The organism is Amycolatopsis rhabdoformis (assembly GCF_035918295.1).
GTDB classification, from domain to species: domain Bacteria; phylum Actinomycetota; class Actinomycetes; order Mycobacteriales; family Pseudonocardiaceae; genus Amycolatopsis; species Amycolatopsis rhabdoformis.
In genome coordinates this window covers 557,759-580,558 of the sequence record NZ_CP142149.1, presented here as the reverse complement: position 1 = coordinate 580,558, position 22,800 = coordinate 557,759, and the positions used below count along the sequence as shown (strand labels likewise).

The 22,800-nt window shown below is 72.3% G+C and carries 26 protein-coding genes; 19 read left to right on the top strand and 7 right to left on the bottom strand.

Annotated features, from left to right (window positions below):
* Nucleotides 1–11 precede the first annotated feature (11 nt).
* Entirely contained in the window at nt 12–587 is a 576-nt protein-coding gene (locus VSH64_RS02720) for a phosphatase PAP2 family protein (RefSeq protein WP_326833854.1), read from the top strand.
* Here the strand turns inward: VSH64_RS02720 and zapE are convergent.
* Entirely contained in the window at nt 550–1,572 is a 1,023-nt protein-coding gene (gene zapE / locus VSH64_RS02715) for a cell division protein ZapE (protein ID WP_326833853.1), read from the bottom strand. The two genes, VSH64_RS02720 and zapE, sit on opposite strands and share 38 nt — an antisense overlap.
* A gap of 296 nt (nt 1,573–1,868) precedes the next feature.
* Between zapE and VSH64_RS02710 the strand changes: the two genes are divergently transcribed.
* The 10 genes from VSH64_RS02710 to trxA all read left to right on the top strand — a co-directional run bounded on the left by VSH64_RS02710 (nt 1,869) and on the right by trxA (nt 8,687).
* Nucleotides 1,869–2,690, top strand: a complete 822-nt coding sequence (locus tag VSH64_RS02710; protein WP_407655671.1) for an SAM-dependent methyltransferase — start codon at nt 1,869–1,871, stop codon at nt 2,688–2,690.
* 194 nt (nt 2,691–2,884) lie between these two features.
* Nucleotides 2,885–3,337, top strand: coding sequence for an Asp23/Gls24 family envelope stress response protein (locus VSH64_RS02705; protein ID WP_326833851.1), 453 nt, complete (start codon nt 2,885–2,887; stop codon nt 3,335–3,337).
* Between the two features lie 40 nt (nt 3,338–3,377).
* Nucleotides 3,378–3,554 (top strand): hypothetical protein, encoded by a 177-nt coding sequence (locus VSH64_RS02700; RefSeq protein ID WP_220238397.1) that lies wholly within the window; start codon nt 3,378–3,380, stop codon nt 3,552–3,554.
* A gap of 11 nt (nt 3,555–3,565) precedes the next feature.
* Nucleotides 3,566–3,940, top strand: coding sequence for an Asp23/Gls24 family envelope stress response protein (locus tag VSH64_RS02695; protein WP_326837885.1), 375 nt, complete (start codon nt 3,566–3,568; stop codon nt 3,938–3,940).
* The gene (locus VSH64_RS02690) at nt 3,940–4,476 is read left to right on the top strand and encodes a DUF6286 domain-containing protein (RefSeq protein WP_326833850.1); all 537 of its coding nucleotides are present in this window, start codon (nt 3,940–3,942) and stop codon (nt 4,474–4,476) included. The genes VSH64_RS02695 and VSH64_RS02690 overlap by 1 nt, the downstream gene beginning before the upstream one ends.
* Nucleotides 4,473–5,072 carry an Asp23/Gls24 family envelope stress response protein gene (locus tag VSH64_RS02685; protein ID WP_326833849.1) on the top strand — a complete coding sequence of 200 codons (600 nt, stop codon included), beginning with the start codon at nt 4,473–4,475 and terminating at the stop codon, nt 5,070–5,072. Before VSH64_RS02690 ends, VSH64_RS02685 begins: the two co-directional genes overlap by 4 nt.
* A 26-nt stretch (nt 5,073–5,098) precedes the next feature.
* Nucleotides 5,099–6,178, top strand: coding sequence for an ATP-dependent DNA ligase (locus tag VSH64_RS02680; protein WP_326833848.1), 1,080 nt, complete (start codon nt 5,099–5,101; stop codon nt 6,176–6,178).
* A 67-nt stretch (nt 6,179–6,245) separates the two neighbouring features.
* A complete protein-coding gene (locus tag VSH64_RS02675) occupies nt 6,246–7,808 on the top strand; it encodes an alpha/beta hydrolase (protein ID WP_326833847.1) in 1,563 nt (520 codons plus the stop codon).
* 80 nt (nt 7,809–7,888) lie between these two features.
* A complete protein-coding gene (locus tag VSH64_RS02670) occupies nt 7,889–8,131 on the top strand; it encodes a DUF2630 family protein (protein WP_326833846.1) in 243 nt (80 codons plus the stop codon).
* 178 nt (nt 8,132–8,309) lie between these two features.
* Nucleotides 8,310–8,687 (top strand): thioredoxin, encoded by a 378-nt coding sequence (gene trxA / locus VSH64_RS02665; protein WP_326833845.1) that lies wholly within the window; start codon nt 8,310–8,312, stop codon nt 8,685–8,687.
* A gap of 107 nt (nt 8,688–8,794) precedes the next feature.
* On the opposite strand, the gene VSH64_RS02660 is transcribed toward trxA, so the two are convergent.
* A complete protein-coding gene (locus tag VSH64_RS02660; RefSeq protein WP_326833844.1) occupies nt 8,795–9,724 on the bottom strand; it encodes a proline dehydrogenase family protein in 930 nt (309 codons plus the stop codon).
* A gap of 13 nt (nt 9,725–9,737) precedes the next feature.
* Nucleotides 9,738–11,366, bottom strand: a complete 1,629-nt coding sequence (gene pruA, locus VSH64_RS02655) for an L-glutamate gamma-semialdehyde dehydrogenase (protein ID WP_326833843.1) — start codon at nt 11,364–11,366, stop codon at nt 9,738–9,740.
* A gap of 151 nt (nt 11,367–11,517) precedes the next feature.
* On the opposite strand from pruA, the gene VSH64_RS02650 reads away from it, so the two are divergent.
* The 3 genes from VSH64_RS02650 to VSH64_RS02640 are packed head-to-tail and all read left to right on the top strand — an operon-like array spanning nt 11,518 to nt 14,024.
* Nucleotides 11,518–13,119 carry a PucR family transcriptional regulator gene (locus VSH64_RS02650; protein ID WP_326833842.1) on the top strand — a complete coding sequence of 534 codons (1,602 nt, stop codon included), beginning with the start codon at nt 11,518–11,520 and terminating at the stop codon, nt 13,117–13,119.
* A gap of 40 nt (nt 13,120–13,159) precedes the next feature.
* Nucleotides 13,160–13,780 (top strand): maleylpyruvate isomerase N-terminal domain-containing protein, encoded by a 621-nt coding sequence (locus tag VSH64_RS02645; protein ID WP_326833841.1) that lies wholly within the window; start codon nt 13,160–13,162, stop codon nt 13,778–13,780.
* Between the two features lie 43 nt (nt 13,781–13,823).
* Entirely contained in the window at nt 13,824–14,024 is a 201-nt protein-coding gene (locus tag VSH64_RS02640) for a hypothetical protein (protein WP_326833840.1), read from the top strand.
* Between the two features lie 245 nt (nt 14,025–14,269).
* On the opposite strand, the gene VSH64_RS02635 is transcribed toward VSH64_RS02640, so the two are convergent.
* The 4 genes from VSH64_RS02635 to VSH64_RS02620 all read right to left on the bottom strand — a co-directional run bounded on the left by VSH64_RS02635 (nt 14,270) and on the right by VSH64_RS02620 (nt 18,018).
* Complete coding sequence (locus tag VSH64_RS02635; RefSeq protein WP_326833839.1) at nt 14,270–14,515, bottom strand: S1 RNA-binding domain-containing protein; 246 nt, start codon at nt 14,513–14,515, stop codon at nt 14,270–14,272.
* Between the two features lie 165 nt (nt 14,516–14,680).
* Nucleotides 14,681–15,670, bottom strand: a complete 990-nt coding sequence (locus VSH64_RS02630; protein ID WP_326833838.1) for an MsnO8 family LLM class oxidoreductase — start codon at nt 15,668–15,670, stop codon at nt 14,681–14,683.
* 675 nt (nt 15,671–16,345) lie between these two features.
* Nucleotides 16,346–16,738, bottom strand: a complete 393-nt coding sequence (locus VSH64_RS02625) for a DUF6221 family protein (protein ID WP_326833837.1) — start codon at nt 16,736–16,738, stop codon at nt 16,346–16,348.
* Between the two features lie 257 nt (nt 16,739–16,995).
* Entirely contained in the window at nt 16,996–18,018 is a 1,023-nt protein-coding gene (locus tag VSH64_RS02620; RefSeq protein ID WP_326833836.1) for a DNA polymerase domain-containing protein, read from the bottom strand.
* A gap of 70 nt (nt 18,019–18,088) precedes the next feature.
* Between VSH64_RS02620 and VSH64_RS02615 the strand changes: the two genes are divergently transcribed.
* The 5 genes from VSH64_RS02615 to VSH64_RS02595 all read left to right on the top strand — a co-directional run bounded on the left by VSH64_RS02615 (nt 18,089) and on the right by VSH64_RS02595 (nt 22,765).
* Nucleotides 18,089–18,763 (top strand): TVP38/TMEM64 family protein, encoded by a 675-nt coding sequence (locus VSH64_RS02615; RefSeq protein WP_326833835.1) that lies wholly within the window; start codon nt 18,089–18,091, stop codon nt 18,761–18,763.
* A 117-nt stretch (nt 18,764–18,880) separates the two neighbouring features.
* On the top strand, nt 18,881–20,554 hold the full coding sequence (locus VSH64_RS02610; protein ID WP_326837884.1) for a serine/threonine-protein kinase: 1,674 nt from the start codon (nt 18,881–18,883) through the stop codon (nt 20,552–20,554).
* 463 nt (nt 20,555–21,017) lie between these two features.
* A complete protein-coding gene (locus tag VSH64_RS02605; RefSeq protein WP_220238380.1) occupies nt 21,018–21,323 on the top strand; it encodes a hypothetical protein in 306 nt (101 codons plus the stop codon).
* 19 nt (nt 21,324–21,342) lie between these two features.
* Nucleotides 21,343–21,771 carry a peptide-methionine (R)-S-oxide reductase MsrB gene (gene msrB / locus VSH64_RS02600; protein WP_326833834.1) on the top strand — a complete coding sequence of 143 codons (429 nt, stop codon included), beginning with the start codon at nt 21,343–21,345 and terminating at the stop codon, nt 21,769–21,771.
* A 106-nt stretch (nt 21,772–21,877) separates the two neighbouring features.
* Nucleotides 21,878–22,765 (top strand): TIGR04222 domain-containing membrane protein, encoded by an 888-nt coding sequence (locus VSH64_RS02595; protein ID WP_326833833.1) that lies wholly within the window; start codon nt 21,878–21,880, stop codon nt 22,763–22,765.
* Nucleotides 22,766–22,800: the final 35 nt, after the last annotated feature.

The following is a 22,800-nucleotide window of genomic DNA, read 5'->3' as shown; positions in this document are numbered from 1 at the left end:
AGGAGGGAACCTTGAGCCGCATCCTGGCGCTCGTCGCCGTGCTGTGCGTGGTGGCGACGGTCGCGCTGGGTCTGGTCTACGCGGGCGGCCACTCCCCCGGCGCGCTCGACTCGTGGGCCGAGCACGCGATCTCCGGCCTCGGCCGCACCACGCTCGACGTGCTCGTGCTGCCGACCGAGCCGTTCGTGCTGATCCCCGCGATCGCGATCATCGCCGGAGTCTGCGCGTACCGGCGCCGGTGGCCCGACGCGGCGCTGGCCGTGGCGGGCCCGGCGCTCGCGCTCGGGCTCAACACGTGGGTGCTCAAACCGCTGTTCGACCGCTGGAAAGAGGGCATCCTCGTGTACCCCAGCGGGCACACGGTGAGCCTGGTGACGGTGCTCGTGGTGCTGGTCCTGCTGGCGCGGCCGAAGGTGCTCACCGTCGTGGTCGGCGTGGTGCTGCTGTGCTGCGCGGCGATCGGCATGATCGGCCTCGGCTACCACTACCTCACCGACATCGTCGGCGGCGCGTTCTTCGCCACCGCCGTGGTCACCGGGCTGCGCGCGGTCACACCGCGTCGCGTGCCAGCGCCGTCAGCCGGCTGACCGCGCGCAGGTACTTCTTGCGGTAGCCGCCGTTCACCATCTCCTCGGGGAACAGCTCCGGCAGCGGCACACCCGACACGACCACGGGGATCGCGCGGTCGTAGAGCCGGTCGGCGAACGCGACCAGCCGCAGCCCCACGTTCTGGTCCGGCGCCGGCGTCACGTGCTTGAGGTGCACGCGCCGCACGCCGTCGAGCAGCTTGCCGTAGCGCGAAGGGTGCAGCTTGGCCAGGTGCTCCACGAGCGCGTCGAACTCGTCCACAGTGGACCGTTCGTGGGCGGCGGCCGACGCGTCGAGCTCCTCGTCGGTCACCGGCGGCGGCGCGTCGGGCAGGCCGCGGTGGCGGTAGTCCGGCCCGTCCACGCGCACCACTTCGAATCGGCGCGAAAGCGCCTGGATCTCGCGCAGGAAGTCCTCGGCGGCGAAGCGGCCTTCGCCGAGCTTGTCGGGCAGCGTGTTCGAGGTGGCGGCGATGTACACGCCCGCGTCGGTGAGCTCCTGCAGCAGCCGGCACACCAGCGTGGTGTCGCCCGGGTCGTCGAGCTCGAACTCGTCGATCGCCAGCAGGCGGTGCTCCGACAGCCGCCGCACGGCCTCGGCGAACCCGAGCGCGCCCGCGAGCTGGGTCAGCTCCACGAAAGTCCCGTACGCCTTGGGCGAAGGCGCGTCGTGCCAAGTGGACGCCAGCAGGTGGGTCTTGCCCACGCCGAACCCGCCGTCGAGGTAGAGGCCCATCGGCCCGGCCGGGGCGGTCTCGCCACCGCCGAACATCGACTTGAGCCGCGACTTCTTCGCCGGCCGGTCGCCGATCCGCCCGGCGAACGCCGAACACGACCGCACGGCGGCGGCCTGGCTGGGCTCGTCGGGGTTCGGGAGGTAGGTGGCGAACCGGGCCTCGCCGAACCGCGGCGGCGGCACCAGCGAGGTGATCAGCTCGTCGGCCCCGAGCTCGGGAAACCGGTCGGTCAGGGCGGCTGCGGGCATGGCTGCAGAGCCTAACCAGGCCCGGCGTCCGGCTCGTTCGGGCGTCCGCACACATATCGGCCGGTCGGAGCCGGTTCGGCGCCCGCGGCGGCCGGGCGACGGGCGTGGCTTGTGGGCACTATCACCGGCCGGGAGGCGGTGCCCGGCCGGAGAACCAGTGCTCACCGCCAAGCGGAGCAACCGCGCGCGACCCGCTTCCTGCCGTCGACCTGCCGGGGCTACCCTCGGTGCCGCGTCGGTCACAGTGGCTCGTCCCCCGGGAGGATCGTGTGGTGCTCGAATCGGACAACACCCCCGTGGGAGTGGACCCGACTCGGGCGTTCGTCGCGCGGGTGTACGACTACCTGCTGGGCGGCAAGGACAACTTCGACGTCGACCGGCACGAGGCCGAGCGGATCACCGCCGCGATGCCCGAGGTGTCCGACGTCGCCTGGGAAAACCGCAATTTCCTGACCCGCGTGTGCCGGTTCCTCGCCAACAACACCGAGGTGCGCCAGTTCCTCGACTGCGGCTCGGGCCTGCCGACGGCCGAGAACGTGCACCAGGTCGTGCAGCGCATCCACCCCGAGGCGAAGGTCGTGTACGTCGACTACGACCCGGTGGTGGCCGCCCACGGCCGCGCGCTGCTGGAGGAGAACGGCAACACGAAGTTCGTGCAGGCCGACATCTTCGAGCCCGAGAGCATCCTCGACAACCCCGAGGTGCGCGAATCGCTCGACTGGTCGCAGCCGATCGCGCTGCTGTTCGTGGCCGCGCTGCACCACCACAAGGGCGACCGCGGCCGGCCCGCCGAGGTGACCAAGCAGTTCATCGACCGGCTGCCGCCGGGTTCGTTCGTGGTGATCAGCCACGTGATCGACCCCGACGACGGCTCCGAGTACGACGAGACGCTGCGGGCCACCCTCGAGGTGATCCGCCGCGGCTCGATGCGCGACATCACCTCCCGCACCAAGACCGAGATCCGCGAGCTGTTCCACGAGCTGGAGATCATCCCGTCGAGCGCGGGCGGCGAATCCGACGTGGTCGCGGTGGCGGACTGGTGGCCGGACGGCCCCCGCTACACGAAGCCGACCATCGCGCAGCAGATCATCGCGGGTGCCGTGGCGCGCAAGGTCTGACGCGAGGGCTTCTGATTTCCCCGACCGTGGCCGACTTCCGGCCACGGTCGTTTTTGTCGGGGCACCGACTGGTACTCACCCGTTCGAGTGACCCGCCGTGAGCTTTTTCCCGGTTCGGACATCGTAGGAGTGGGCAAGCTTCCGGCGCCGACACCAGCGGCGCCGTCCCCACCGACAGCGAGGAGCGAACTTTCATGGTGCAGCCGAGCCCCCGCCGGACCGACGTGCCGGGAACCGCGATCACCACACCGCTCAACGAGGAAGGCGCCGCGGGCCGCACCACGATCTCGTCGCTGGTGGTGCAGAAGGTCGCCGGCCTCGCCGCGCGGGAGATCGCCGGCGTCCACGCGCTGGGCGGCGGGGTGTCCCGCGCGTTCGGGGCGTTGAAGGAACGGATTCCCGGCTCGGGCACCACGTCCACCGCCGGTGTCGCCGTGGAAGTGGGCGAGAAGCAGACGGCGATCGACCTCGACCTGGTCGTGGAGTACGGCGCGCGGATCGTGGAGGTTTCGCGCGCGGTGCGGCGCAACGTGATCGAGGCCGTGGAGCAGATCACCGCGCTCGAGGTGATCGAGGTGAACATCGCCGTGAACGACGTGCACCTGCCCGACGAGGACGACGAGCCCGACTCGTCCCGCGTGGAATGACCCGAGAAACCCGAAAGCCCTTGTGCAGCAGGAGGAAACGTTGAACGCAACGCAGACCGGAATCCTCGCCGGGCTGATTCTCGGCCTGGCCGCGACCCAGGGGTTCACCGCCTTCCTGGTCACCTTCGCCGTGGGTGTCGTCGGGCTGGTGATCGGCCGGGTCGTCGACGGTGAGCTCGACCTCGGCGACCTCTTCGGCCGGGGCCGCGACAAGTGACCGCGCGAACCCTGCAGGTCGACCTGCCGCGGGGCGACCTGGCCGAACCCGAGGAGCGCGGCAGCCTGAGCATCGCCCACGCCGTGGTGCGCAAGGTCGCGCAGCACGCCGCGGACCTGGTGCCCGGCACCGTGCAGACCGAACGGCGCGTCGCCGGCCTCACGCGCGGCCGCTCCGGCGCCACCGCGAAGGTCGGCGGCGAGGACAACGACGTGGACCTGGCGCTGGAGCTGGCCTTGCGGTACCCGGCGCCGGTGCGGGCCGTGACCGGGGAGGTGCGCGCGAAGGTGACCGAGGAGGTCGAGCGGATCACGGCGTACCGCGTGCGCTCGATCGCCGTCACGGTTTCGGCGCTGCTGCCCGACGTCCGGCCGAGGGTGCGCTGATGCGGTTCCTCGTGCGGTTCCTGTCCACTGTGCTCGGTCTGGCCGTCGCGATCGGCGGGGCGCTGCTGGCGATCGAGGTCGGGTGGCGGTGGTGGCGGCCGGGGAGCGCGCCGCTGATCGTGCCGTGGGAACGCTGGCGGGAAGCGCTCGCGGGCCTCTCGTGGACGGCCACGCCGGTGCGGGTCACGGCGGTGGTCGTGCTCGTGGCCGGGCTGCTGTTCGTGGTGTTCGCGCTGGCCGCCGGCAACCGCGCCGTGCGGATGGCCGACCCGGCCGAGGGCATCTGCGTGAGCACCTCACCGCGGGCGCTGGCGCGGCTGGTGGGCCTCGCCGTGCGGGCGCAGGCCAACGTGTCCGGCGCGAGCGTGACCGCGAGTGCCCGCAAGGTGCGGGTGCGCGCGACCAGCCGGCTGGAGAACGAGGAACAGCTGCGGCCGCGGCTGCTGGAGACCGTCGCGACGGTGCTGGACGACGTCCCGCTCGAGCGCCGGCCGAAGGTGAGCGTGGTCGTCGATTCACCGAAGGACCGCCGATGAGCCGCAAGACCGCGAGCCGTGCGCTGGCCCGATCGCACGGCGCCGAGCGCACGCTGACGTTCCTGATCGGCCTGGTCGCCGTGCTCGCCGGGGCCACCGCGCTCGTGGTGGGGCAGGGCTGGCTCGGCGCGTTCCGCGCGCAGCGGCCGCTGCTCGACCCGATGGCCGTGAGCTGGCTCGCCGCCAACCAGCTGTACGCGCGGATCGGCGCCGTCGTGCTCGGCGTGCTGCTGTTCGGGCTCGGGCTGTGGTGGTTCTTCCGCTCACTGCGCCCCGAACGCCGCCCCGACCTGGCGCTCGACGAGACGCCCGGCGCCGAGCTCACCGTCACGGCCGGCGCGGTCGCGGGCGCGGTGCAGACCGACGCCGAGGCCATCGCCGGGGTCACGCGGGCGCGCGCTCGTGCCGTCGGCACGTCCGCCGAGCCGGCGCTGCGCGTCACGTTGTGGCTCAGCGAAGGCACCGACGTGCGGCGCATCTGGACCGACCTCGACGAGTACGTGCTCACGCGGGCCCGCGAAGCGCTCGGCCTCGACTCGCTGCCCACGGCCGTGCGGCTCGAACTCGACACCACGGGGCCGGCACGCGTGCGCTGACCGCGCGTTTCGCACAGAATGCCCGCATGGCCCTCCCCGTGCAGGCTCCGATCAAGCCCATGCTCGCCAAGCCGGCGAAAGCGATCCCCGACTCCGGCGGGCTGCTGTTCGAGCCCAAGTGGGACGGCTTCCGCTGCCTGATCTTCCGCGACGGTGACGACCTCACCCTGCAGTCGCGCGCCGAGAAACCGCTCAACCGCTACTTCCCCGAGGTCGTGGAGCGGCTGCTGGCCACGCTGCCCGATCAGGTCGTGCTCGACGGCGAGCTGGTGGTGGGCCGCGGCGGCAAGCTCGACTTCGACGCGCTGACCGAGCGCATCCACCCGGCCGACTCCCGCGTGCAGCTGCTGGCGAAGGAGACGCCGGCGGAGTTCGTGGCGTTCGACGTGCTGGCGCTGGGGGCGGAGTCCTTCCTGGACGAACCGACTTCGGCGCGGCGCGCCCGGCTGGAGCAGATCGCGGGCGACGGCGTGCACCTCACGCCGGCCACCACCGACCCGGACACCGCGCGCCACTGGTTCGAGCTGTTCGAGGGCGCCGGGCTCGACGGTGTGATCGGCAAGCCGCTGGACGAGCCGTATTCGCCGGGCAAGCGGGTGCTGTTCAAGTACAAGCACTCGCGCACGGCCGACTGCGTGCTGGCGGGCCTGCGCTGGCACGTGGACGGCGAGCCGGGTGAGGCCGTGGGCTCGTTCCTGCTCGGGCTCTACGACGCCGACGGGCTGCTGCACCACGTGGGGGTGGTCGGCTCGTTCCCGGTGCAGCGCCGCCGTGAGCTGGCCGAGGAGCTGGCGCCGCTGATCACCGACGGCGAGGGCCACCCGTGGCTGGGCGACGCCGTGCGCGAGGGCCAGCGGATCCCGGGCGGCATCACGCGCTGGCGCGCGACCGAGCAGCCGTGGGTGCCGCTGCGCCTGGAGCGCGTGGTCGAGGTCGGCTACGAGCACACCGAGGGCGGCGACCCTTCGCGGTTCCGGCACACCGCGCAGTTCAAGCGCTGGCGCCCGGACCGGGAGCCGGCGTCGTGCGGATACGCGCAGCTCGAGGAACCCGCGCGCTACGACCTGGCGGCCGTGTTCCGCGGCGAGGTCGTGCGGACCCGCTAACTTCCGTCCCACACCCGGCGTGCCAAGCTCGTCGGACGAGACCGACTCTCCACGTGAGGACCAGCCCGTGCGCCGCCGTTCCACCCGCCGTCCCTGTCTGCGTGTCCTGGCGGCAGTGCTCGGGGTGCTGGCCGTGGCGGGCTGCACCACGGGCCCGTCGGTGCGCCCGGCCGTGGTGGACAACGACGGTCAGGTCACGCAGGCGCCGGCCCCGAGCGCCGCACCGGTGCCGCTGCCGCCGCTCACGCAGCCGCAGTCGGCCACGCTGCGCTGGACCGACTGCGACGACGACACCCGCCTGCGCATGGGCTCCCCCGCCGTGCCGGATTCGCTGCACTTCACGTGCGCCCGCTTCACCAGCCCGCTCGACGCCCCGGACGACACGCAGCACCTGCTCGCCCGCATCCTCGTGCTCAAGGCCGGCGACGGCCCGATCCCGCTCGTGGTCGTGAACGACGTCGGCGGCGAACCCGGCTCCGTGTTCGCCGCGCGGCTGGCTTCGCAGCTGCCCCCTGCGTTCCTGCAGAAGTTCTCTCTCATCGGCGTCGACCGCCGTGGTACCGGCCTTTCGGGTGGTGTGCAGTGCGTGCCCCCGGAAGCCCGCGACGCCCTGCTGAGCGCCGACCCGGCTCAAGGCGACCTGTCCGATGTCCTCGACGCGGCCCGCCGCGCCGGCCAGCAGTGCGCCATCGACCTCGACACGGCCCAGACGGCCCTCGACAGCTGGCGCACCGCCGGTGATCTCGAGCAGCTGCGCACCCAGCTCGGCATCCCCCACCTGAACGCCCTCGGCCGCGGCGACGGCTCCAAGGTTCTCTCGGAGTACGCCGTCCGCTACCCCGCCCAGGTCGGCCGCATGGTCCTCGACGGCCTCCCCGACCCCGGCGAAGACCGCGCCGCCGTCCTCGACGCCGTCGCCGCCGGCGCCCAGGCGACCTTCGACGCCTTCGCCGCCGACTGCGCCGCCCGCGGCTGCGGTCTCGGCGACCCGAAAGCCGCGTTGACGCAAATCACCGACCGCCTCCGCACCACCCCGGAAACCACCCCGGACGGCGTCACCGTGACCCCCGGCATCGCCACCTACGCGGTCTACCTCGGCCTCACCGACCGCACCCGCTGGCCCGCCCTGGCCACCGCCCTGGCCGCGGCCCGCTCCGGCGACGTGACTTCCCTGGAGTCTTTCGCCGACCCCGTGATCGTTGACGCGCAAGGCCGCACCTCCCGCATCGGCGGCACCATGGCCACCCGCTGCAACGACGCCGCCACCCGCTTGCCCGCCGACCAGATCGACAAGGTCAACCAGGGCATGCGCGCGAAGTACCCCCAGTTCGGCTCCGCCATCGCCCAGGAACTCGCCTGGTGCGGCGCCTGGCCGGTCCGCCGCGAGCCCCTCCCCGCCGCCGGCGCCCCGGGCGCCCCGCCCATCCTGGTCGCCGCCACCGCCACCGACCCCGTCACCCCGGAACTCGGCACGACCCGCGCGGCGGACCAGATGCCGAGCGCGGTAACCATCTCCTGGCAGGGCGCGGGGCACGGGGCTGTCGGCTCATCGTCGTGCGTGACGGCGGCCGCGCAGGCCTTTTTGATCGACGGCAAGGTCCCGACGGACGGGACGCTCTGCCCGGCGTGAACGGCCTCTACGCGACAACGGGTTCGGGCGTGCCCTGAGGTAGCGTCAGCCTCCAGTAGTCCGAACCGAGGAGAACACCCATGGCAGACGGCGAGATCCTGGGCCGCATCGACGACCTCATCGCGGAGGAGCACCAGCTTCGGGCGCGGTCGGTCGGTACCGGCCTGACCGGCGACGACCAGGCCAAGCTCACGAAGGTCGAGCAGGAACTCGACCAGTGCTGGGACCTGCTCCGCCAGCGCCGCGCCCGCACGGAGTTCCACGAGAACCCGGACGACGCGAAGGCGCGCAGCGTCGGTGAGGTCGAGGGCTACCGCCAGTAGTCGAGCTCGCGGGCCCCGGGAGCTCGAAGACGAGTCCGGGGCCCGAATCCGAGCCCTCGCCCCGTGCGACGGCCCCCTCGGACGCCACGCTGAGTCACTGCGCGGCCTCGCTCAGCGCAGGGTGGTGACCCGTCCGGCGGCCGGGAATTCCCACCCGTCGCCATCCGTTGAGCACGACATGAGCACCGTTGAGCTGACCACCGCCAACTTCGACCAGACCGTGACCGACAACGAATTCGTCCTGATCGACTTCTGGGCGAGCTGGTGCGGGCCGTGTCGCCAGTTCGCGCCGGTGTACGACAAGTCGTCGGAGAAGCACTCCGACATCGTGTTCGCGAAGGTCGACACGGAGGCGCAGCAGCAGCTCGCCGCCGCGTTCGAGATCCGGTCGATTCCCACGCTCGCCGTGATCCGCGACAAGACGCTGATCTACGCGCAGCCGGGCGCGCTGCCCGAGGCGGCGCTGGAGGACCTCATCCGCCAGGCCCGTGAGGTCGACATGGACGAGGTCAAGAAGGCCGCCGCTGCCGAGCAGGCCGCCCAAGAACAGGCCTGACGCCACTCGCCGCCGCCCCGAGCGGCGGCGAGAACACCAGCCGACGATGCCGAAGACCCCTCCCACCCACCGGGCGCGAGGGGTCTTCGGCGTTCAAGCACACAAACTCAGGACCGCGTGACCAGGCCCCGCAGGAAAAACGCCAGGTTCGCCGGGCGCTCGGCCAGCCGTCGCATGAAGTAGCCGTACCACTCGTCGCCGCACGGCACGTACACGCGCATCGTCCGCCCGGAGGCCGCGATCTTCTTCTGCTCCTCCGGCCGGATCCCGTACAGCATCTGGAACTCGTGGTCCCCGGGCTTGCGGCCGTGGTCGGCGGCCAGCTTCTGCGCGATGGCGATCATCCGCGGATCGTGCGACGCCACCATCGGATAACCCTCGCCGGCCATCAGCACGCGCAGGCACCGCACGTACGACTTGTCGACTTCGGCCTTCTCCTCGAACGCCACCGACGAAGGCTCCGCGTACGCGCCCTTGCACAGCCGCACGCGCGACCCGGGCCCCGAGAGCTCCCGGCAGTCCGCTTCCGTACGTCGCAAGTAGGCCTGCAGCACCGCGCCCACCCACGGGTACTCGCCGCGCAGCTCCCGCAGGATGCCGAGCGTCGAGTCCGTGGTGGTGTGGTCCTCCATGTCGAGCGTCACCGTCGCGCCGACGGCCTCGGCCGCCGCGCAGATCTTCCGCGCGTTCTCCAGCGCCACGCCCTCACCGTCGCCGGGCAGGAACTGCCCGACGGCCGAGAGCTTCACCGACACGTCCGCGCCGGCGGCCAGGCCCTGCTCGGCCAAGGCGGACAACAGTTCCTCGTACGCCCGCACCGTCACCGCGGCTTGCGCGGCGTCGGTGGTGTCCTCGCCGAGGTGGTCGATGGTGATCGACCGGCCGTCGGCGGCCAGTTCCCGCGCGGCGCGCACGGCGTCGGCGGTCGTGGACCCGGAGACGAAGCGGCGTACGACGGATCGCGTCGCCGGCACCGCTTCGATCAGCGCGCGCATCCGCCGGGATCGGGCGGCGGCGAGCAACGGGGCACGCAGCATGGCGGTTTCTCCCTCAGCCCTGGTGCGGGTAGCGCACGGTGGTCGGCGGCACGAACGTCTCCTTGATCGAGCGCGGGCTCGTCCAGCGGAGCAGGTTGAAGATCGAGCCGGCCTTGTCGTTGGTGCCCGAGGCGCGCGCGCCACCGAAGGGCTGCTGCCCGACGACGGCACCGGTCGGCTTGTCGTTCACGTAGAAGTTGCCGGCCGCGTAGCGCAGGGCCTGCGAAGCCTTGGCCACGGCGGTGCGGTCGTTGGCGATCACGGAACCGGTGAGCGCGTACGACGCGGTCTCGTCGATCACCGTCAGCATCTCGTCGAAGTCGGCGTCCTCGTAGACGTGGACCGACAGGATCGGGCCGAAGTACTCGGTGCTGAAGATCTCGTGCTTCGGGTTGCTCGACACGAGCACGGTCGGCTGCACGAAGTAGCCCACGCTGTCGTCGGCGGTGCCACCGGTGAGGATCTCCACCTCGGCGTCGCCCTTCACGCGCTCGAACAGCGCCGCGTGCTTGTCGAACGCGCGGCGGTCGATCACGGCGCCGCCGAAGTGCGAGAGGTCGTTCACGTCGCCGTAGCTCAGCGCCTCGGTCTCGCTCACGAGGCCGTCCTTCAGCTGCGTCCACAGGCTGCGCGGCACGTACGCCCGCGAAGCGGCCGAGCACTTCTGGCCCTGGTACTCGAACGCGCCGCGGACGAGCGCCGTGCGCAGCACGTCGAGGTCGGCCGACGGGTGCGCGAGGACGAAGTCCTTGCCGCCGGTCTCGCCGACGAGGCGCGGGTAGCCGCGGTAGCCGGCGATGTTCGCGCCGACGGTGCTCCACAGGTGCTGGAACGTCGGGGTCGAGCCGGTGAAGTGGATGCCCGCGAGGTCGCGGTGCGTGAGCGCCACCTCGGACACGGCCTTGCCGTCACCGGGCAGCAGGTTGATCACGCCCGGCGGCATCCCGGCTTCTTCGAGCAGCCGCATGGTCAGGTGCGCGGCGAAGCTCTGCGTCGGCGAGGGCTTCCACAGCACGGTGTTGCCCATCAGCGCGGGCGCGGTGGGCAGGTTGCCGGCGATCGCGGTGAAGTTGAACGGCGTGATCGCGTAGACGAAACCCTCGAGCGGGCGGTGCTCCATGCGGTTCCACACGCCGGGCGAGCTCGAGGGCTGCTCGGCGAGCACGCGGCGGCCGAACTCGACGTTGAAGCGCCAGAAGTCGGCCAGCTCGCACGCGGCGTCGATCTCGGCCTGCGTGGCGGTCTTCGACTGGCCGAGCATGGTGGCGGCGTTGAGGGTGGCGCGCCACGGGCCGGTGAGCAGGTCGGCCGCGCGCAGCAGCACGGCGGCGCGGTCGTCGAACGACAGGGCGCGCCACTCCGGCGCGGCCTTGCCGGCGGCGGCGATCGCGTCCTTCGTGTCCTGCTGCGAGGCACTGGAGATGGTGCCGAGCACGTGGCCGTGGTTGTGCGGCTCGACGACGTCGATCTTCTCGCCGCCCCCGGCGCGCTGCTCGCCGCCGACGGTCACGGTCAGGTCGACCGGACCGGCCTGACCCAGCTTCTTCAGCGCCCCTTCCAGCTCGGCGCGCTCGGCGCTGCCCGGTGCGTAGGTGTACACCGGCTCGTTCTTCGGGGCGGGTGTCTGGGTCACGGCGTCCACGGCGGCTCCCTCGATCCTCTAGCGGCGGTACTGGTCTGGATGCCCGAACGGTAACTCCGGAAAGCGTCGGCAGGTTTGTCCGACCGGCTAGAATCGGGGTGATGAACTTGTCCGATCGGATGACAGTGCTTGCGTGGATGAAGGTGCTCGCATGACGGCCGAGGTGCCCGACGGCCTGCCCACCACCTCGCTGCGCCACGTGCTGGCGACGCTCGGCGAGCCGCTCGTGCGCGTGCTCGTGGCGCCGCGCGGCCTCGGCGTGCCGGTGGAGGACGTGGTGATCCTCGACCCCGAAGACCCGCCCGAGGCGCACCCCGGCGACCTGGTGCTGGTGATCGGCGCGCGCGGGCGGGCGGCGGCCGCGGCCATCCGTGCGGCCGGGCGCGGCGGGGCGGCCGCGGTGGCGCTGAAGGGCGAAGGCGGCACGGACGTGGCGGCCGACGCGGGCGTCGCGCTGCTCACCGTGGGCGCCGAGGCGCGGTGGGAGCAGGTGGAAGCGCTGGCGCGCGGGGTCGTCGACGCGGCGCGCGCCGGCGGCGAGGCGGAGACCGGCGAGGTGCTGGGCGACCTGTTCGCCCTGGCGCAGACGGTCGCGACGCTCACCGGCGGCCTGGTCAGCATCGAGGACACCGCGAGCCGCGTGCTGGCGTACTCGCGTTCCTCGGACGAAGTCGACGAGCTGCGCCGGCTGTCGATCCTCGGCCGCGAGGGTCCGGAACGGTACCTGGCGATGCTGCGGGAATGGGGGGTGTACCAGCGGCTGCGCGCCGGGGAAGGCATCGTGCGCATCGACGAGCGGCCCGAGCTGGGCATCCGCCGGCGGATCGCGGCCGGCATCCACGCGGGGTCGCAGCCGCTGGGCACGATCTGGGTGCAGGAGGGCGCCACGCCGCTCACCGAGCAGGCCGAGGTCGCGCTGCTCGGCGCGAGCCGCACGCTGGCGCCTCAGCTCATCCGCGCGCGCACGCTGCCGAGCCCGCAGCTGCGGTTGCGGGAAGACCTGCTGGCCGGCCTGCTCGAGGGTCGCGTCGACGCCGAATCGGTGGCCGACGACATCGGCGCCGACCCTGCGCGCCCGGCGCAGGTGCTCACGTTCGCGCTGTCCTCGGCCGGTACCGCTTCGGCGGCTTCGGACCGGCTGTTGCGGCGCGCGGAGCTGGTGCACCTGATCGCGGTGCACACGGCCGCGTACCGGCGCAGTGCCCTGGTGAGCGTGCTCGGCGGCCGGGTCTACGCGTTGCTGCCCGACCTGCCGGAGCACTCCGACGCCGCGGTTCTGGCGCTGGCCAAGGAAATCGTCGCGACGGCCGAACGCCACCTCGACGTGCCGGTGCGCGCCGCGCTCGGCGGCGTGGTCCCGAGGCTGTCCGACGCGGCGGCTTCGCGCGGCGACGCGGACCGCGTGCTGCTCGCGATGACCCGCGGCCGCTGGCCCGACGCCGTGGCCTCGCTGGCCGACGTGCGCGCCGACGTGCTGCTGTCGGAAGTGCTGGCCTACCTGGGCGAGCAGCCCCGGCTGCGCGACCCGCGGCTCACCGCGCTGCGCACGCACGACACCGACCACGGCGACATCCTGGTGCCCGCCGTGCTCGCCTACCTCGACGCGTTCGGCGACGTCCGGGCCGCCGCGAAGGCGCTGAACATCCACCCCAACACGGTTCGCTACCGCGTGCGCCGCGCGACGGAGGTGTCAGGCATCGACTTCGCGGACCCGGCGCAACGGCTGCTCACCGAGCTGCAACTGCGGCTGTGAAACCGGGTGACCGGATGATCACCGTCCGGTAAAGTGCCGTATGGAGCTTTTCCCCCGAGCCTGGGGCGCCCTGCAGGAAGCCGTCCGTTCGCTCGAGGCCCCGCAGTGGGTCGAGCCCTCCGGCTGCGCCGGCTGGCTCGTGCAGGACCTCGTGTTCCACTTGATCATCGGCGCGCAGGACATCCTCATCACGCTCGTCTCCACCACCGACGAAGCCGCGACGCGCGACGCCGTCACGTACTGGGAACCGGGCACCCCCGGCGACGGCACGGAAGCCGAATCGGCCTTCATCCGCCGCGGCGCCAACGCCTACTCGGGGCCGGCCGCGCTCCGCCACCACTTCGACGACCTCGCCGTGGCCGCCGGGAAAGCCGCGGCCGCCGCGGATCCCGCCGCCCGCGTGGAGACGCGCGACGAGGTGGTCACGGTAGCCGACTTCCTCACCATCTACGTGGTCGAAGCCACGCTGCACCACCTGGACCTCACGCTGCACCTGTCCGGAGTGGACGGTCCGCCCGCCGAAACCCTGGCCGCGGTGCGCAAGATCGTGGAAGGCGTGGCCGGCGGGCCGCTGCCCGCGGCCGACGACCGCGAGGCGCTGCTGTCCGCTACGGGTCGGCTGCCCGGGCCGGAGGGGTTCACTGCGGTGGCGCTGGGGTGATCGGACCGGGCTGGCGGAGCGCGGCGTCGAGGTGCGGCACTTCGTGCGGCACTCGGGCGGGGACGAGCTGAGCCGGCGCATCGACGGCGACGAGCCGAGCATCCGCGAGTGGCGTCTCGAGCACCTCGACGCGGATGAGAAAGCGTTGCCGTGGCTCGAAGAATCGGCCACGGTGATCGACACCGAGGGCCGGGCTCCGGGTGAGATCGCACGGTTCATCGCCGACGCCGACGCCGTCGGCTGAGGTCCGGGGCAGCGCAGGTCCGGGCGAGGCAGGGCCGGAACAGGGCAAGTCCGGGCGAGCGCAGAGCCGGGACAGGATATGGGCTGGGCTGGGCTGGGCTGGGCTGGGCTGGGCTGGGCTGGGCTGGGCTGGGCTGGGCTGGGCTGGGCTGGGCTGGGCTGGGCTGGGCTGGGCTGGGCGATTGCAGGGCTCGGGCCTGGCCGCAAGCAGGGCCGGGACAGCGCACTGCCCCGGCCCTCGCCCGATCACGCCGCGGCCAGGCTGAACCGCCGCTGCTCGACGTCGATCTGCTCGACGCGCACCGTCAGGCGGGCACCGACCGCCGGGGCGGCACCGCCGCCGGTGACCAGCAGGCCGTGGATGCCGGGCGCCACCTCGACGAAGGCGCCGAATGGCAGCTGCTGCACCACGACGCCGTCGACGACGCTGCCGGTGCCGTGTTCGGACAGCCAGCCGCGCCACGCGGAATCCGTTGTGGACAAGGAATTCACCTCCCTTCGCGTTCCTGGGAACAGGTGCGTCGGGAGGTGGGGCGGGCCGCGGGCCCGCCGGGAGGTCACGGCAAGGCCGGGTACCCCGTCTGCTCACGGCTCGAGGCCGACCCGGCAGTCATCCGGTCAAGTTAGCAGCGCACCGTGGCGGCGGGAAGCGGTATTTCAGGCGGCGATCGCCAGGCCGGCCAGCTCGGCGAGGGCGGCGAACGATTCCACGCGGGCCGCCTGGTCGTACGTGCTCGTGCTGACCAGGATCTCGTCGGCGCCGGTCGCCTCGACCAGCGCGCCGAGCCGGTCGGTGACCTCGGCGGGGGTGCCGCCGATCTGGCTCGCGACGATCTCGTCGAGGCGCGTGCGCTCGCGGTCCGTTTTCGGCAGCGCCAGGATCTCGTCGACGGGCGAGAGCGGCGGGAACACGCCGTGGCTGCGCGAGTACACCGTGGACCAGGCCTCAGGCACCAGCAACCGGCGCGCCTGCTCACTCGTCTCCGCCACGGCCACAGAAGTCGACACGACGACATACGGCTCGGGTCCGGCGAACCGGTCGCGGTAGCGCCGAATGGCCTGGACCATCGCCTGCTCACCACGCGCCGGCGCGATCACCAGCGGCAGCCCGAGCTCCGCGGCGAGATCCGCGCCCGCGCCGGTAGCCAGCAGGAAGGTGGGCAGGCTCAGCCCTTCGGCCGGGATGGCGTGCACGCCGGGGTAGGCCGTCTGGTCGCCCCGGAAGAACGCGAGCAGCTCGCGCACCTGGGCACCGAAGTCGTCAGCCGCTTCCCGGCCCTGCCCGAGCGCCTGCCGCACGCCGTCGGTGAAGCCCGCCGACCGGCCCAGCCCCAGGTCGATCCGGCCCGGGTTCAGCGCCTCCAGCACACCGAACTGCTCCGCCACCACCAGCGGCCGATGGTTCGGCAGCATCACGCCACCCGTCCCGACCCGGATCCGCGACGTCACCGCCGCGACCGCCGCCGCCAGCACCGTCGGCGCCGAACCGGCCACCCCGGGCACGCTGTGGTGCTCCGACACCCAGAACCGGTGATACCCGAGCGCCTCGATGTCCCGCGCGAACCCGACGGTGTCCCGCAGCGCCTGCGCACTGCCACGACCTCGCCGCGCGGGCGAACGGTCGAGCACGGAGATCCGGAACGTCACTTCGGAATCAACACGGCCACGACACCACGGATTCCCCACGACACGCCACGGACCAGGCCCACAACTGTGATCTTCGACGAGCCAGCAGCCCAGCACTGCCGGCACTATGGACCGCCGGCACCCGCAGTTGTCCGATTCGCGGACAACCCCAGCGGATTCTGCGGCCGCGCCGCGATCCGAGGCCCCCAGCCGTGATCACCGCACAGGCGGCCGGCTCACCGCGGCTCCGCGCGCCCGGGGCGCCGAACCACGAAGCCCGAAGAACTACCGCCGCCAGCGCTCGCTGCACTCCAGGCGGTCCGCGGCCACGCCGCGGACCTAGGGCCGCCGCCGCGATCTCCGCACCACCTGACAGCTCGCCCACGACCCCGCGCCCAGTGCACGCCGCGCAAAACACGAAACCCGAAGAATTACCGCCGCCAGCGATCACTGCACTACCCGGTGGTCCGCGGCCACGCCGCGGACCGAGGACCGCCGCCGTGACCACCGCACAGGCGGCCGGCTCACCGCGACCCCGCACCCAGTGCGCCGAACCACAAAGCCGGACGAACTACCGCCGTCGGCGCTCGCTGCACTCCGCGTCGTCCACAGCCGCGCCGCGAACCGAGGACCGCCGCCGTGACCACCGCACAGGCGGCCGGCTCACCGCGACCTCGCATCCGGGGCGCCGAACCCCTACGGCCGCCACCGCTCGCTGTACTCCGGATGATCCGCATACGGCAACGCCAGCAACCGCAACGTCACGCACCAGTTCGACCCCGCCTCATCTGCGGGGACATGGCAGGTCTCGCACCAATACTCGCTGCCGTACAACGGGAAGCCGGGGACCTTTTCGGACACGGTGGTGCGGTGCGCCAGCATGATGCGGCGCATGACCTCGACCTCGTTGATCATCTGGTTGACCACGTCGAGCTCGAGGTCGCCGAGGGCGCGGACGCGTTGTTCGACCGCGATCTTCGTTTCGCCGCGGTTGAGAGGCTCGTCGGTTTTCGCCTTTTGCACCGCCTGCATGATCAGCGCCTGCCGCTGACCCACCCGCGCGGCGAGGAACGCGATCAGGTCGTCCACGAAGCGCCTCCCTCCTCGAGCAGAGCCGGGGCCGCAGTGGTCCAGGCCAGGGCCGCGCCCAGCTCCTCCGGCGCGAGAGTCGCCGCGCGGCGCCGGGGCGTTACGCGCCGGATCCACCACGACGGGTACCCCGGCGCGCCGGACGCTACTCCGGTCGCGGTCTGACCTGCGCGAACGTTACCCAGCCGTAAAGGTGGGAATTCTTCGCGTCTGCCGAAGTTGATCACGGACGGTGAGCACCCGCGGCGACCGCTTGATCACTCCGTGTCGGGCCGGGCCTTGCTCGGCTGCACGCGCTTGGGTTCGCCCGGCATCTTCGGGTAGTCCGGCGGATAGGGCAGTTCGGCGCCGCCCAGGTCGCGGTCGTCGCGGTCGTACCACTCGAGGAGGGTTTCGAGGCCGAACGCCGTTTCGTCCATCGGCGCGTGGAGATCGCCGTGTTCGGCCAGGAACGCCGGCACGGTGAGCACGTCGAAGTCGTCCGGGTGCACGTCGTCGAGCAGGGTCCAGGTGAGCGGGGTCGACACGGTGGCGCGCTGCGTGCCGCGCACGGACCACGAAGAGGCGACCGTGCGGTCGCGCGCCGCCTGGTTGTAGTCGAGGAACACGCGGCCGCCGCGTTCCTCCTTCCACCAGGACACCGTGGCCTGGCCCGGGATCCGGCGCTCCACCTCGCGCCCGAGCGCGATCACCGCGTGGCGCACGGCGATGAAGTCCCACTCCGGCCGGATCCGCACGAGCACGTGCACCCCGCGGCCGCCGGACGTCTTGGGGTAGCCCGTGAGGCCGGCGTCGGCCAGCACCTCGCGGACCACCCGCGCCACCGCGACGGCGTCGTCGAAACCGGCCGAGTCCGGCGGGTCGACGTCGATCCGCAACTCGTCCGGATGGTCCACATCGGACCGCCGGACGGGCCACGGGTGGAAGTCGAACGTGCCGAGGTTCGCCGCCCACGCGAACACGGCGGGCTCGGTCGGGCAGACCTCGTCGGCGGTGCGCCCGGATGGGAACGTGATCCGCGCGGTCTCCACCCAGTCGGGCGCGCCCTTGGGCACGCGCTTGGCGTAGAACCATTCGCCCGCCACGCCGTCGACGTAGCGCTTGAGGGTGGTGGGCCGCTCGCCGATCGCGCGCAGCAGCGGCTCGCCCACGGCGAGGTAGTGCTCCACGACCTGCCGCTTCGTGATGCCGCGCTCCGGGAAGTACACCTTGTCCGGGCTCGTGACCCGTACGGTGCGCTCCCCCACCTGGTACTCGACCGGATCGCCGTTCTTGGGCATGGGCCCACCGTAGCCGGATCCACGCCGAGCGCCTGCCGATCCGAGCCCGGCGTGCCCTACCGTTGACGCCGTGTCCGGCAGAACCAAGCTGATCCTCGCGCTCACCGTGCTCGCCCTCCTCGCGGCGGCAGCGGTGTTCCTGCCGATCCCCGGCCCGGCCGACCTGCGCCGCTGGGCCGAGGCGACCGGTCCCGCGACGCCGCTGGTGCTGCTGGTCGCGTACTCGTTGCTCACCGTGGCGCCGATCCCGCGCACGGTGTTCAACCTCGCGGCGGGCCTGCTCGTCGGCAGCGTCGCGGGGATCGCGATCGGGCTGGTGGCGACCACGATCGCCGCTGGCCTGTCGTTCGCGCTCGCGCGGCTGCTGGGCCGAGATCTCGTGCTGCGCCACCTGCACCGCGCCCCGGTGCGGGTGGTGAACGAACGGCTCTCCGGCGGCGGTGTGCTGGCGATCACCTCGCTGCGGCTGATCCCCGTGGTCCCGTTCGCGCCGCTGAGCTACCTGTGCGGCGTGTCGACCGTGAAACCGGTGCCCTACCTGGTCGGCACGCTGCTGGGCAGCGTGCCGGGCACGGTCGCCGTGGTGGTGTTCGCCGACGCGCTCACGGGCGACACGCCGCCCGTCCTCTTGGCTTGTTACGCCGTTTTCGCCGCCGCCGGTGCCGTCGGCCTGGTCAGGGTGCTGAAGAAGCGCGCTCCGGCCGTGGAGGCGGAAGAGCCCGCCGCGTCGACACCGGCTGGCTGACGGCGACAACATCCACCCGACCGCTACACTCGTTCGGGTGCGCGAGGGCTATCCGCGCTGAGTAAGGCCACGATCACCGGGATTTCGTCAGGAGCGGTCGCCATCGACACCGGTCAGCTGATCGCGGGGCACTACCGCCTCGTCGAGCACATTGGTAGCGGTGCCATGGGTGTGGTGTGGCGCGCCGTCGACGTGCGCCTCGAACGGTCGGTGGCGATCAAGCAGATCCTCCCGCAGCCGGGCGTCTCCGAAGCCGAGCGCGACAACATGCGCCAGCGCGCCATGCGCGAGGCCAAGAACGCCGCGCGGTTCCAGCACCCCAACGCGATCGTCGTGTTCGACATCGCCGAGCACGGCGGCGACCCCTGCCTCGTGATGGAGTTCCTCGACGGCCCGAGCCTCTCGGCCGTGCTGGCCGAGCAGGGCACTCTGCCCGTGGGCCAGGTCGCGCGCATCGGCGAGCAGGTGGCCGCCGCGCTCGTGGCCGCGCACCGCTCCGGGATCGTGCACCGCGACGTGAAGCCCGGCAACATCCTCATCGACGAGACCGGCACCGCGAAGATCACCGACTTCGGCATCTCGCGCGCCGCCGGCGACATGACGCTCACGCAGACCGGCCTCATCGGCGGCACCCCGGCGTACCTCGCGCCCGAACTGGCCCGCGGCGCCGACCCCGTGCCGAGCTCCGACGTGTTCGCCCTCGGCGCCACGCTGTACCAGGCGATCGAAGGCCAGACGCCCTACGGCAACACCACCAACCAGCTCGCGCTGCTCTACGCGGCCGCCAACGGCCAGATCAACCCGCCGACCCAGGCCGGCCCGGCCACCGCGCTGCTGATGAGCCTGCTGCGCAGCGAACCCGGCGACCGCCCGAGCATGGCCGAAGCCCGGGAAGGTCTCGCGAAACTCGCGTCCGGCGAGCCGGCCGGACTCGAGCTGCTCTCGGGCCCCACCACGAAGCTCGAACACCCGAACGCGCGCCCGCCGTGGCAGCGCGTGGACGGCCCGAAGCCCGGTGCCGCCGCGCCGATCCCCGCGCAGAAGGCCCCGTCGAACCCGCCGCGCACGCCGACCGCCGCGTTCATGCCGATGCGCTCGCCCGCCGCGCCGCCGAACACGCCGCCGCGTCCGCAGCCCGCCGCTCAGCCGCCGCGGCCCACGCAGCAGCAGCCCCGCCCGGCCGCGCCCTCGGCGGCCGCGCCGAACTACCGCAACGCGGGCGGCAGCACGCCACCGCCGGGCGACAACAAGAAGAAGTTCGCGCTGCTCGCCGGCGGAGCGGCCGCTGTGGTCGTGATCGCGGTCGTGGTGTTCCTGGTGCTGAGCAACGGCACCAGCGGCACCGGAGGCTCGACCACCGCGGACCAGCCGCAGCAGACGAACTCGACCGGTGCGCCCGGCAAACCCAGCAGCAACCCGTCGGCGGCGCCGCCCGTGGCCGGGCTGGGCGAGACCCCGAACGAGGGCAAGCTCGACTACACCCCCGCCGGCCAGCGGGTGATCGACTTCTACAGCTTCCCCGAGGGGCTGGCCTCGGCGTGGGGCATGCTCACCCCGGCCGCGCAGCAGGTCTACGGCAGCCAGCAGGCGTTCGCGCAGTACTGGTCGCAGTACAAGTCCGTGAGCAGCAAGCAGGCCCGCGGCTCGTACAACGCCGACGGCTCGGTGACCATCTCGGTCACCGTGGTCTTCCCCGACCACAGCGAGGCCCGCAACGTGCGGGTGGTCAGCTCCGGCGGCCAGATCCTCATCGACGCCAACACGAAGAGCCAGCAGGACGCCACCCAGTAATCGCGTCCCGCCGTCTTCACCACCCTGGAATTCCGCCCGCTGCGTGATCAATCGGACCACTTGCGAAAACGGCGTTTACTGCACAAAGCGGGCATTCGGCGTGGTCTCTTCGCCTCGGCGCCGACGACCGGCCTCGGCGGTCCGGCCGGCCCGCCGCCCCGTGCCGTGGCCAGCGGAACGCCGGGCGCCGCGGCGGCCGTCCGGGAGCCGGCAGGACGGTACCCGGCGGTTTCGGACCCCGGAAATCTGTTTCGGACAATGGGGCCGGGGGAAAGGGCATCCGGTCATCCCGTGCCCTTTGTTTCGAAGACGAGCCCTCGAGCGGAATGCCCGCCGGCGCGAAGTGCCGCTGCCGATCTCGCCCGTACACCCCTCGTCACCAGGAGCGACGCCCCGCGTCGAACCGGTGAGACTCGCCGCGCGGGGAGTGTGGTGAGCAGGGGTGATGGCCTACCGTGGAGGCATGGCCGAGAGCGGAGCTGTACAGCCGGGCTGGAATCCTCGGTTCCACGAGGATCTCGTCGGGCTGGATCCGTACGACCCGGAGGCGCGCGCGTTCGCCGCGCACCTCGACCGGATGGAGCGCACGGGCCCGACGTTCACCGTCGAAGCGTGCCTCGACCAGGTCTCCGACTTCGCCGATTCCAGCAGCCGCGCGGGCGGTCTGCGCTACTGGGTTTCGGCGCTCATCGCGGCGCTGATCGTGCTCGGCGTGATCGTGACCGCATGGCAGATCGTGACCCACGCGATCGCTTTCCTGGCGGGGTAACGTGGATCAGGTGAAAGGTATGAAACCCGTGGTCGGCACCACACCGCGAGTGGTCAGGTCCGAGCAGGAATGGCGTGCGCAGCTCAGCCCCGAGGAGTACGCGGTGCTGCGCGAAGCCGGCACCGAGCGGCCGTTCGTCGGTGAGTACACCGACACGAAGACCACCGGCGCCTACGAGTGCCGGGCCTGCGGCGCCGAGCTCTTCCGCAGCGACACGAAGTTCGAAAGCCACTGCGGCTGGCCGTCGTTCTTCGACCCCGCCGAGTCCGACGCCGTGCTGCTGCGCGAAGACCGCACGCTCGGCATGCGCCGCATCGAGGTGCTCTGCGCGTCCTGCCACAGCCACCTCGGCCACGTCTTCGAGGGCGAGGGCTACGACACCCCCACCGACCAGCGCTACTGCATCAACTCGATCTCGCTGAAGCTCGTCCCGGCCGAGGCCGAGTAAGGCTCCTCCCGGCGCCCTCCCGTTGCGGGAGGGCGTCTCTTTTCTTTCCGGGCAACCACGGCGGCCCTTCCCGCGTGCACCCAGCACGACGCACCGGGGAGGCGCCATGACACTCATCGCCACCATCGCCGGGACGCTGCTCGGCGCACTCGTGTTCCTCGCCGGGCTGCACCGCGAACGCCGGATCCGCGTCGGCTTCCGCGGTGCCACCCGGCTGGGTTCGCTCGCGCAGATCGCGTTGCTCACCGGCGGCCCGCGCCGCGCCGGCGAAACCGTGGTCACGGCGCTGATCGAACGCGAGCAGCTGCGCCTCGACAGCACCGGCCGCCTGTACCGCACTCCCCTGCTGCCCGTGGACGCGCTGGGCCTGGCCGCGGTCGACCTCGTCGGCGTCCCGGCACCGACCTTCGACGACGTCATCCGCCGGCTCCGCACGGCCGACGCCATGACCGAGCTCGCCGACGACCTCGTGGCGCGGGGACTCGTCGTCGACACCGCACGGCAGCGCCGGACGTGGTCGTGGGTGGCCGCGGCGCAAGCCGTGCTCGTGGTCGCCGGGGTGGGGCTGGGGGCGGTTTCCGGGAGCTGGTTCGTGGCCGCGGCGGTGGTCGTGGTCGCGGTTCTCGGGGTGGTCGCACTCGCGCGTTCGTCGCGCGCGGCGCAACGCACCGCCGCCGGGGACGAAGCCGTGCGGGTGGCGTGGAACGACCGCAGCCTCGTGACCGGAGCCGCGGGTGCCGTCACGATCGGCGGGCTGGCCCACCACCCCGACCGCGCGATGCGGCTCGTCTTCAGCCGCGGCAAGAGACCCCGGACGCTGGTCGACGGATACCCCGGTGCCGGTCGCCGCGCTGGCTGGGTCTTCATCGGCTCGCCCACGGGCGGTTTCTGGGGCGGCGGTGGTTCGGGCTGCAGTGGCGGCTCGAGCTGTGGCGGTGGATCGGGCTGCGGCGGTGGCGGTTCGGGGTGCGGCGGCGGATCCGGCAGCTGCTGACCGAACTGCGTTTGACGGAACCGCAGCGCCGGCAT